A 10,852-nucleotide genomic window follows, 5' to 3' on the forward strand; every position below is an offset into this window, starting at 1 on the left:
TGGCAGCAGCCCAGGCAGACGTCACCGTCGCCCGGGCAGCCATGTTGCCCACCCTCACCCTCAGTGCCGACCTTGGCTCGGGCGCCGATAAGCTCGGCGACGTATTACGCAGCCCGTTCTACAACCTCACTTCCGGCCTGGTCGCACCGATCTTCAACAATGGTCGCCTGAGCGCCGAGCGGGACAAGGCCCGGGCGCGTCAGGATGAGCTGCTGCAGACTTACCGGGGAGCGATCATCAATGGCTTTGCCGATGTGGAAAAAGCCCTGAGCAGCATTCGCGGGCTGGATGCGCAGCGTCAGTGGCAGAGCGAGGAACTGAGGGAGGCGCAGACTGCCTTCGAGATTGCCCAGAGCCGATACGAGGCCGGAGCGGAGGATCTGCTGACGGTGCTGGAGACGCAGCGTACGTTATACGCGGCGCAGGATTTGAATGTGCAATTGCGCCGATCACGGCTGAACGCAAGCATTGCGCTGTATAAGGCGCTGGGGGGCGGCTGGCAGGTGCCAGCAAGCACGATCAACTGAATGAAAGCCGGGCTTGCCCGGCTCCCACCGTTGAGCGGCGCCCTTTAGAGCACCCGCTCCTTGACCTTCAAATGCCGCGCATACCAGGGACGCTTCGGCACCTTGCGAAACAGCTCGGCCAGCTTGTCCTCATCCGCCCCGAAGGTAATCCGCAGCGCCAGCTTCATGGTTTCCGGGTCCATCTCCATCGACTTGCCCATCTGCAACCCCGGCGTGGTGCTGCAACCATGGGTGTCCGGCCCCAGCCACGGGTCATCCACCTCCACCCAGCGCCCCGGCGCAAACCAGGGCACGCCGTTGACCTCCAGCCGGCTCACTTCACCTGGATGAAAACGCTCGTGGGCACGAAACCAATCCTCGATGCGGTCATCGATCCAACCATGAAAACGCCAGAACACCGGATTCACGTGAGAAGAAAACGGATCTCCAAGGAAGTCATTCTCTGCCACGTACCAACGCGCGGCAAAGTCAGCCGGGTCCCGTGCAAAAGGCACCGGCGCGCCGTTGGACGGGTCCCGCGGCACTGAGGCCCAGCGCATATGCAGCCAGTCGTGCAGGCCCAGCTCCACCTCCGAGCCGAACTGCCCCAAGGTGAGTTTCGCCAGGTAGCGCGGGTCGCGGTACTGCGACTCCCAGACCTCAAAGTTACTGTGGTAAGTCTCGGCCGCCTTGATATCGCTGACCCACTGGGTATACGCACTGTCATTCGCCGCCATCCAGGTAGGCGGCAACGCGAAACCGTCATGATTGTCGAAATAACGCACAAACCCCTGGCGATCACGCTCCAGCCCCGGCTGTGGCTGAGGGAAGTACGTCCACGATGGCAAGTCCTGCATCGAACGTGCGGCGCCCAGCATATGCCGATGCATGAAAAAGAAGTCGATGCCCGAACCGTTGCGATCCTTGCGCGGCCCCCGTGCATCGCGCTCCCGGTCACGCGGACCAGGCTGCCAGCCGATCCCCCGCAAGGCATTACGCTTGTCTTCGGAGAGTTTGTGCCACTGGTCACGGGAAGCGTGCCAGAGCTGGTGAAACAGGCGATGTTCGGGAGCAATCAACCAGGCCAATAGAACCGGGTTGAGACCGATGCGCTCACGCGCCTCGGGAAACAGCCGCTTGGTGGCGACAAAATGATTGTCCCGTTCGAGCAGGGCCAATGGGCGGTCCAGGCTGAGGATCTGCCCACTCAGGGTGCCGCTGCCGGCGTTACCGAATTCGGCCCAGACTTCATCAAGGGTCATTGTGAACTCGTAGGCTGGAGCCCCGTCCACGGCATCGCGGTCGATCAGGCGCCAGTACAGATGCGCCCCGTCTCCGGGAGTCAGGTCACCCAACACACGATAGCGCGGCTCGCCGTCGGCACGCAGTTGTTCGCCAGTGTCGAGGTAGCCCCGCAGGCCACGCCCACGCGGGGCAACGTCGAGGAGCAATTCCAGGCCCTCCAGGGGCAGGCCTTTCAGGCCGGCATCGCGGCCTGCCAACTGCACATGCCAAACGCCACGCAGGCTGTCCGCCAAATGCTGGCCGGCGGTGTCTGCCAGATCCACCGTGGCTTCGCCCGGGGTAATCGGAAACTCTTCACGCGTCAGCTCGCGATGGGCATAAAAGGCCGCAGGCACTGCAGCGCCAGTCAGCGCCAGGCCGGCGATGAACCCTCGTCGAGAAATCGTCATTGCTTTACCTGTGTCAGCCATCAAGCAGGCTTTATCCAAGCTAGAACGTTCGCTGACAGGGGAAATTTAGCACCGCGCCTCCCAGGCTTAAATTTTCCCGCCCATCGCTCGTTCATCCCAGATAGCAAAGGCCTCAACTGACTGAGATGGCAATGACAAAACCACGTTCGAAAAAGGCGTTGTACTTCGGCCTGCCGCTGGTCCTGGCCATTGGCGCCGGGGCCGGATTCCTGGCTTGGGACCATTGGTTCAGGGGCAATGCCGGGTACCCGTTGGCGGTAATCAAGCAGGCCAATGAGATGCAGGACCGCCTGCTGTCGTTCGACAGTCACATCACCGTGCCGCTCAACTTTGGTACCGCCGGCAACGAAGCCGACAAGGACGGCAGCGGCCAGTTCGACCTGGCCAAGGCCAGCCGGGGGCGCCTGTCGGGTGCAGCCCTGACGATTTTCGGCTGGCCGGAAATGTGGAACGGCCCCAATGCGCCCCACAAGCCCACCGCGGGTTTTGTCGAAGAAGCCCGCCACCAGCAGGAGACTCGCTACAAGATCATCTCCGGCATGGTTCGCGACTTCCCCAACCAAGTGGGCATTGCCTACACCCCGGATGATTTCCGGCGTCTGCATGGCGAAGGCAAGTTTGCGATCTTTATCAGCATGCTCAACGCCTACCCGCTGGGTGATGACCTTAATCAGTTGAACCTGTGGACCGCGCGCGGCATGCGCATGTTCGGCTTCAGCTACATCGGCAACAACGCCTGGTCGGACTCGTCACGCCCACTGCCGTTTTTCAATGACTCACCCGATGCCCTCGACGGCCTCTCGGATATCGGCAAGCAAGCCGTGCATCGCCTCAACGACCTGGGGGTAATCATTGATGTCTCGCAGATGTCCACCAAGGCCCTGGAGCAAGTTGCGCAACTGAGCCGCACACCGATGGTGGCCTCCCACTCGGCGCCACGGGCGTCGGTGGACATACCGCGCAACCTCAGCGACAAGGAACTGCAACTGATCAAGAACAGCGGCGGTGTCGTTCAGGTGGTGGGCTTCCCAGCTTACCTGCGCCCCCTCAGCCAGCCCACCCAGGACAAACTCAACGCGTTGCGCGCGCGCTTCGACCTGCCGCCACTGCCCAACCTGGCCGTAGCCCTGATGCCCGGCGACCCGATCATCTCGGCCTGGCCAGAACAAAAGTTTGGCCAATACGCCAGTGCGCTGTACGCCATCCTCGAAGAAGAACCCAAGGCCACCCTCAAGGACTTGGGCGATGCCATCGATTACACCGTGCGCAAGGTTGGCATCGACCACGTCGGCATCGCCTCGGACTTCAACGACGGCGGCGGCCTCAAGGGCTGGGAGAACGTCGGCGAAGTGCGCAACGTGACTGCGGAACTGATCCAGCGCGGCTACTCCGAAGCCGATATCGCCAAGCTCTGGGGAGGCAACTTCCTGCGGGTCTGGGACCAGGTACAAAAAGCTGCCAAGCCATTGGCCAACCGCTGAACCACCCTCAATGAATGAAGTGAATTCATGACCGACCGCCGTACGTTTCTCAAGCAGGCCGGGCTTCTCGCCGCGAGCCTGCCGCTGGGCACTGCCATCATCCCCCAGGCACTGGCAGGCAATGCGGCACCACCTGGCGACCCTTGGGCAGGCTTTCGCCAACTGTTTACCCAGGACCCGGACTACCTGCACTTTTCGAATTTCCTGGTGGCCTCGCACCCCAAGCCGGTGCGTGAGGCCATCGAGCGCTACCGCGCGCAGATCGACCGCAACCCCGGCCTGGCCATGGATTGGGACCTGCAAGAGACATGGAAGCGTGAAGGCCAGGTGCGCGAATGGGCCGGCCGCTACCTGAATGCCAGGCCCGGCCAGATAGCCCTGACCGGCAGCACCTCCGAAGGCCTGGCGATGATTTACGGCGGGATCCAGGTACGCCCCGACCAGGAAATCCTCACCACTGTTCACGAACATTACGCCACCGCCTACAGCCTCGATTTCCGGGTACGCAAGGAAGGCACCCAGGTACGCAAGATCAAATTGTTCGAGAGCGCCCATTCGGTGTCCGTCGATGAAGTGCTCGGTTCTATCGAGCGCAATATCCGCCCCAATACCCGGGTGCTCGGCATGACCTGGGTGCAATCCGGCAGCGGCGTCAAGCTGCCGATCGGCGCGATCGGCAAGCTGGTGGATGAACACAACCGCAACCGTGACGACAAGGACCGCATCCTCTACGTGGTCGATGGTGTGCATGGCTTTGGCGTCGAGAACCTCGACTTCCCGGACATGCATTGCGACTTTTTCATTGCCGGCACCCACAAGTGGATGTTCGGCCCGCGGGGCACCGGGATCATTTGCGCCCGCTCGGAGCAGAACACCGACGTGACACCGATGGTGCCGACCTTCTCCGAAGACACCAACTTCGCCACCACCATGACACCCGGCGGCTACCACGCCTTTGAACATCGCTGGGCTGCGGATGAAGCCTTCAAACTGCACTTGCAGTTGGGCAAGCCGCAGGTACAGGCACGCATTCATCAGCTCAACGACGAACTGAAGACCCAACTGCTGGCGCACTCGAAGATAGAGCTGGTGACACCCCGCAGCAGCGAGTTGTCGGCAGGCTTCACCTTCTTCCGGGTCAACGGCCAGGACAGCCGCGACGTGGCCGCCCACATGATGAAAAACCGGGTAGTGATCGACTCGGTATATCGGGACGCCGGCCCGGTGATTCGCACTTCCCCGGGCCTGCTCAACACATCGGCCGAGATCCAGCGCTTCATGACGTTGCTGAGCCAACGGTTGTGACGCCTCTTTTCCATTTCAGCGAGATGCTCCCATGAACCATCACCCGCACCTGAAACCGCTGGCCGCAGTGATTCTGACAACACTGTGCAGTGCCCTGCTACCGGGCCTGGCCCAGGCGGCCACGCCGACACCCGGTAAAGTGTTCAAGGACTGCAAGGACTGCCCGGAAATGGTCGTGTTGCCCGCCGGTACGTTCACCATGGGCACCCCGGAAGACGAAGTGGGCCGCGAGCCTGATGAAGGCCCGATGCACCCGGTCACCTTTGCCAAGCCCTTCGCCATGAGCCGCTTCCAGGTCACCGCCGGCGAGTGGGACAGCTATGTACGCCAGTCCGGGGTCAAGATTGCCAATGGCGATGAACGACCCGGCCGCGAGTGCGTCGCCAGCAAGCCGCGCTACCCCCAGGGGCCGCGCCAACCTGCCGTGTGCATGGACTTCGAGGATGTGCAGAACTACGTCGCCTGGCTATCGAAGAAAACCGGCCATCACTACCAGATGGTCAGCGAAGCCCAACGTGAATACGCCGCCCGCGCCGGCTCCGCCGGCCCGTTCCCCTTCCCGTTCGACGAGGGCAAGGGCTACAGCATTGCCCAGCATGCCAACACCTACGGCCCGGCGGATGGCTACAGCTACTCGTCCCCGGTGGGCAGCTACCCGCCCAACGCATTCGGCATGTACGACATGCACGGCAACGTCTACGAGTGGACAGCCGATTGCTACAACGACGATTACGTCGGCGCCCCAAGCGACGGCAGCGCCTGGCTGACCGGTAAATGCCAGTTCAGACGCATCCGCGGCAACGACTGGGGTGAAGCCCCCGTGTTCTCCCGCTCCGGCAACCGCAATGCGTTGGTACCGGACAACCGCGGTGACTGGATCGGCTTTCGCGTCGTGCGGGACCTGTAAGGCAGCCAGCCCTCTAAATTAACCCTCCCCCCAGTCGTTTTACAGGTGTGTGTGACCCGTCATGCAACGCATTGCGGCGCACCACCGCCCTCTATGCCACCCAGGCCGAGCCCGCGACCGAAGCCGGGCCCGGCCGATCTTCAAGCAGGGAACCTCCATGAGCAAACCAACACGTGGGGTGATCAATGAATTGTTCACCCTGCTCAAACCCTTTCGGCTGATCGTTGTCGGCTCCATTCTGCTCGGCATGGTCGGCGGCCTCAGCGTCACGGTATTGCTGGCGACCATCAATACCGTGCTGCACGCCGACAACGGCCTGACCAACACCGTGGTCGGCGCCTTTGCCGGCCTCTGCCTGCTGGCACTGGTCAGTTCGATCTTTTCCGATATCGGCACCAATTATGTGGGGCAAAAGATCATCGCCCGGCTGCGCAAGGAGCTTGGGGAAAAAGTCCTGTCGGCGCCCATCGAACAGATTGAGCGCTACCGCAGCCACCGCCTGATCCCGGTGCTCACCCACGACGTCGACACCATCAGCGATTTCGCGTTCGCCTTTGCCCCGCTGGCCATTTCGCTGACCGTCACCCTTGGCTGCATGGGTTACCTGGCGATGCTGTCATGGCCGATGTTCTTGATCATGGTGGTCGCGATCATCATCGGCACGGTCGTCCAGTACATCGCCCGGGGCCGGGGAATCAAAGGCTTCATGGAGGCCCGCGACGCCGAAGACGAACTGCAGAAACACTACAATTCCATCGCCGAGGGCGCCAAGGAGTTGCGCATCCATCGTCCGCGCAGGCACCGCATGTTTGTGTCGGGGATAGAAAGCACCGCCGACAAAATCTGCGACACACAAATTCGTTCGGTGAATATTTTCGTCGTCGCCAAGACCCTCGGCTCCATGCTGTTTTTCGTGGTCATCGGGCTGGCACTCGCCCTGCAATCACTGTGGCCGAGTGCCGACAAATCAGTGATGAGCGGCTTTGTGCTGGTGCTGCTGTACATGAAAGGGCCGCTGGAGCATCTGATCGGCACCCTGCCAATCGTCAGCCGCGCGCAGATCGCATTCCGCCGTATCGCCGCGCTGTCGGAGCAGTTTTCCTCGCCCGAACCCCACCTGCTGCTCAGCGACCAAGGCAACCAGAGTACGCCGGTGCACAGCCTGGAATTGACGGACGTGTCCTACAGTTTCCCCGCCACCGAAGGCAGCGCACCGTTTCGCCTGGGCCCGGTCAACCTGAAGATCGAGCAAGGCGACATCATCTTCATTGTCGGCGAAAACGGATGCGGCAAGACCACCCTGATCAAGCTGCTGCTAGGCCTGTACGCCCCGCAGCAGGGAGAAATCCGCCTCAACGGGCAGCCCGTGACGGCAGTGACACGTGACGACTATCGCCAGTTGTTCACCACGATCTTCGCTGACTACTACCTGTTCGACGACGTGGTGCAGGGCGATACCCATATTCCCGAAGATGCCAACCAATACCTGCAGCGCCTGGAAATCGGCCACAAGGTCAGCGTGCGTGACGGTTCGTTCACCACCACCGACCTGTCCACCGGCCAGCGCAAGCGCCTGGCGCTGGTCAATGCATGGCTGGAGGAACGCCCGGTGCTGGTGTTTGACGAATGGGCCGCAGACCAGGACCCGACGTTCCGGCGGATTTTCTACACCGAGCTGCTGCCGGATCTCAAGCGCCTGGGCAAAACCATCATCGTGATTTCCCACGACGATCGTTACTTCGACATTGCCGACCAACTGGTCCGCATGGAAGCCGGGAAAGTAGCCACCGAACTGCAACCGGCATGAATAAGTTAGATTCTCATTCTGGTTTTTCCGGCCTCATGCGTCTAATTAAGAATCGCTAACAACTACGCAACCATTAAAACCAGTAAGAGTGAGCACAATGTCAGCAATTGCGGGGATTCCACGTTTTACCAAAGCCTTGTTCATGCGCCGTATGCTGCAGCCGGGCTTCAGCGCCACCGCGTTCAGCATGGCGCTGGCGTTGCCGTTCAGTGCGCAGGTTCAGGCCCAGGAGATCAACTTCAATATCCCGGCACAATCGCTGGCAAGCGCCCTGCAGGCACTGGGCACCCAGTCGAACATGCAAGTGCTGTACAGCGCCGATGATGTAAAGGGCCAGCACAGCCAGCCGGTGAGCGGCCGGCTGTCGCCTGAACAGGCGTTGTCGCAGATGCTGGTGGGGACCGGCGCTGTGTTCACCGTTCAAGCCAACACCGTCACCGTACGTGCCCGGGCAACGGGTGATTCACTGGAGCTGGGTGCCACCACCATCAGTGGCCAGGCTGTTGAATCGGCCTACGGCCCCGTGGACGGCTACGTTGCCACCCGCAGCGCCACCGGCACCAAGACCGATACGCCCCTCCTGGAAATCCCGCAAACCGTCAACGTGGTCACCGCTAAACAGATCGAAACCCAGGGCGCACTCAACCTGACCCAGGCCTTGCGCTACACGCCAGGCCTGAACACCGGCGGCTTCACCGACCGCAACGCGATCGCCGACGAAATCACCAGCCGTGGCTTCGCCCCTACCCAGCTGTACCTGGACGGCGCTTACTTGCCCTATGCCGGCAGCCTCGGCGGCGCCCCGCAAATCGATCCGTATACCCTGGAGCGCATCGAAGTGCTCAAGGGCCCATCGTCGGTGCTCTTTGGCCAGAACCAGCCAGGCGGCCTGATCAACATGGTCTCCAAGCGACCAACCACCGAACAACGCAGCGAGGTCAAGATCGGTGCCGGCAGCTACAACCGGGTCAACGGCGCATTCGACACCAGCGGCCCGCTCGACGATCAGAAAGAGTTCAGCTATCGCATCGTCGGCGTCGCGAAGAAAGGCAACCAGCAGGTCGATCATACCCACAGCGAACGCATGCTGCTGGCACCCAGCCTGACCTGGGCCCCGAACGACGACACATCCCTGACCGTACTGGCGCAGATACAGCGGGACCGAGGCCTGGAAGACTATCAGGCGTTGCCAATGATCGGCTCTCTCGAGCGCGGCCCCAACGGCAAACGCATCGACCGCAACTTCTTCTCCGGCGACTCGAAATACAACGACTACAAACGTGACCAGTTCATCCTGGGCTACGACTTGACCCACAGCTTCAGCGAAAACCTGAAAGGTCGCTCCACCGCCCGCTACACCGACGTACGCGACGACTATAAAGGCTTCTACCTGCGCAGCTTCGTCACCGATGCAGTCACCGGCGCGGTCGACCAGACCCGGGCCAACCGTGTCAAACTCGACTGGCGCCAGCACAACACCGCCTACACCATCGATAACAACCTGGAATACAAATTCAACACCGGCGCGCTGGAGCACACCACCCTGGTCGGCCTGGATTATCGCAACTTCAACCGCAAATACACCGGCTACAACGCCTACAACGTACTGCCGATCAACCTCTACGGCGAAAACAACAACTACGACACCAGCAGCCTGACCCCGGAAAAAACCACCAAGTGGGACAACACCGTGCGCCAGACCGGCGTCTACCTGCAGGACCAGATCAAACTGGACAAGTGGATCCTGACCATTGGTGGCCGTCAGGACTGGGCCGAAGTTGAAAACAAGGACCTGATTGCAAACTCCATCACCGAACAGCGTGACAACAAGTTCACCGGCCGTGTCGGCCTGACCTATGTCACCGACTTCGGGCTGGCGCCGTACGTCAGCTACTCCGAATCCTTCCTGCCGACCGTTGGCACTACCGCGCCCGAACGTGGCGGCAAGGCCTTCGCGCCGACCGAAGGCGAACAGTACGAAGTGGGTGTGAAGTACCAGCCGTTCGAGAAGACGCTGATCACGGCTTCCGTGTACCAGATCAAGCAGAAAAACGTGTTGAGCCAGGATAACGAGTACACCCAGTACTCGGTCCAGCAAGGCCAGGTTCGCTCCCGCGGTGTTGAACTGGAAGTCAAATCGACGATTGCCAACGTCGACGTACTGGCTGCTGCGTCCTACCTCGACGCGTTCTACATCAAGAACAACTACGGCAACACCGGTAACCGCACCGAGCAACAGGCTCCGGTTTCGGCATCGCTGTGGGTTGACTACCACTTCACCCAGGCGGTACTCAATGGCCTGACCTTCGGTGCCGGCGCCCGCTACACCGGCCCCAAACCCGGTGATGCTGCCAACTCGTTCGAGGTCCCGGGCTTTGTGGTCTATGACACCACCGTCAGCTACGACCTGAGCAAGGTATCGCCAAGCCTGCGTGGCGTGGAAACCAGCCTGAACGTGCAGAACGTGTTCAACCGCGAGTACGTGTCCCACTGCAACTACTCGTTCGGCTGCTACTACGGCCAGGAACGCGTCGCCTCGGTTGACGTGACGTACAACTTCTAGGCAACACCCACAAAAAAACCGGGCCTGGCCCGGTTTTTTTATGCCTGTTCTCAAGCTGCCAGCGCGGCTCGCAATGCCTGGGTCAATTGACCGTACACCTCGTCGATATCCGGCACCACGCTCTGCAGGCGCAGGAAATCGTGAATCAACCCGGCGTACTCGATCACTTCCACCGCCAACCCCTGTTCCTGCAACCGTCGGGCATAGGCACGCCCTTCATCCAGCAGCGGGTCATGACCGGCCAACGCAATCAGCGCCGGTGGCATGCCCGGGTACCCCGGCGCCAGCAATGGCGAGAAGCGCCAGTCAAGACGATCCGCCGCCTCCCGGGCGTAATGCCGGTAGAACCATTCCAGTGTCTCGGTCTCCAGCAGATAGCCCTCGCCGAACAGCTCGGTCGACGGGCTATTGGTAGAAGCGTCCGTCACCGGATAGCACAGCAGTTGCCAGCAGGGTTTAATTGCCAGCGTCGCGGGCTCGAGCACCGACTGCAACGCCAGCACCGTCGCCAGCGTGGCCCCCACACTGTCGCCACCGAAAGCCACGCGGGTGAGGTCCAGGCCTTCGG

General features: G+C 61.4%; 8 protein-coding genes. 6 read left to right on the forward strand and 2 right to left on the reverse strand.

The window, feature by feature from the left end:
- Positions 1-527 (forward strand): TolC family protein (locus tag HX846_RS16550; protein ID WP_178965734.1); only part of this gene is annotated, 527 nt, incomplete at its 5' end.
- 44 nt (positions 528-571) lie between these two features.
- Here HX846_RS16550 and HX846_RS16555 read toward each other — a convergent pair.
- Positions 572-2,200, reverse strand: a complete 1,629-nt coding sequence (locus tag HX846_RS16555) for a PvdJ/PvdD/PvdP-like protein (protein WP_178965735.1) — start codon at positions 2,198-2,200, stop codon at positions 572-574.
- Positions 2,201-2,352: 152 nt separating this feature from the next.
- On the opposite strand from HX846_RS16555, the gene pvdM reads away from it, so the two are divergent.
- From pvdM to HX846_RS16580, 5 genes are all read left to right on the forward strand, one after another.
- Complete coding sequence (gene pvdM / locus HX846_RS16560) at positions 2,353-3,702, forward strand: pyoverdine-tailoring dipeptidase-like protein PvdM (protein WP_008434503.1); 1,350 nt, start codon at positions 2,353-2,355, stop codon at positions 3,700-3,702.
- A gap of 27 nt (positions 3,703-3,729) precedes the next feature.
- On the forward strand, positions 3,730-5,007 hold the full coding sequence (locus HX846_RS16565) for an aminotransferase class V-fold PLP-dependent enzyme (protein ID WP_003208551.1): 1,278 nt from the start codon (positions 3,730-3,732) through the stop codon (positions 5,005-5,007).
- 31 nt (positions 5,008-5,038) lie between these two features.
- On the forward strand, positions 5,039-5,914 hold the full coding sequence (locus HX846_RS16570) for a formylglycine-generating enzyme family protein (RefSeq protein ID WP_178965736.1): 876 nt from the start codon (positions 5,039-5,041) through the stop codon (positions 5,912-5,914).
- A 157-nt stretch (positions 5,915-6,071) separates the two neighbouring features.
- Positions 6,072-7,721, forward strand: coding sequence for a cyclic peptide export ABC transporter (locus HX846_RS16575; protein ID WP_003208548.1), 1,650 nt, complete (start codon positions 6,072-6,074; stop codon positions 7,719-7,721).
- 142 nt (positions 7,722-7,863) lie between these two features.
- Positions 7,864-10,284: a TonB-dependent siderophore receptor gene (locus HX846_RS16580; RefSeq protein ID WP_372241987.1), complete on the forward strand. Its 2,421-nt coding sequence runs from the start codon at positions 7,864-7,866 to the stop codon at positions 10,282-10,284.
- 50 nt (positions 10,285-10,334) lie between these two features.
- On the opposite strand, the gene HX846_RS16585 is transcribed toward HX846_RS16580, so the two are convergent.
- Positions 10,335-10,852 (reverse strand): alpha/beta hydrolase fold domain-containing protein (locus HX846_RS16585; protein WP_178965737.1); only part of this gene is annotated, 518 nt, incomplete at its 5' end.

Origin of the sequence: Pseudomonas sp. K5002, from assembly GCF_013386655.1 — a bacterium.
Taxonomy (GTDB): Bacteria; Pseudomonadota; Gammaproteobacteria; order Pseudomonadales; family Pseudomonadaceae; genus Aquipseudomonas.

Coding starts and splice junctions, on each gene's coding strand:
- HX846_RS16555 (WP_178965735.1), bottom strand. CDS start 2,200: ATGACGATTTCTCGACGAGGGTTCATCGCCGGCCTGGCGCTGACTGGC.
- pvdM (WP_008434503.1), top strand. CDS start 2,353: ATGACAAAACCACGTTCGAAAAAGGCGTTGTACTTCGGCCTGCCGCTG.
- HX846_RS16565 (WP_003208551.1), top strand. CDS start 3,730: ATGACCGACCGCCGTACGTTTCTCAAGCAGGCCGGGCTTCTCGCCGCG.
- HX846_RS16570 (WP_178965736.1), top strand. CDS start 5,039: ATGAACCATCACCCGCACCTGAAACCGCTGGCCGCAGTGATTCTGACA.
- HX846_RS16575 (WP_003208548.1), top strand. CDS start 6,072: ATGAGCAAACCAACACGTGGGGTGATCAATGAATTGTTCACCCTGCTC.
- HX846_RS16580 (WP_372241987.1), top strand. CDS start 7,864: ATGCGCCGTATGCTGCAGCCGGGCTTCAGCGCCACCGCGTTCAGCATG.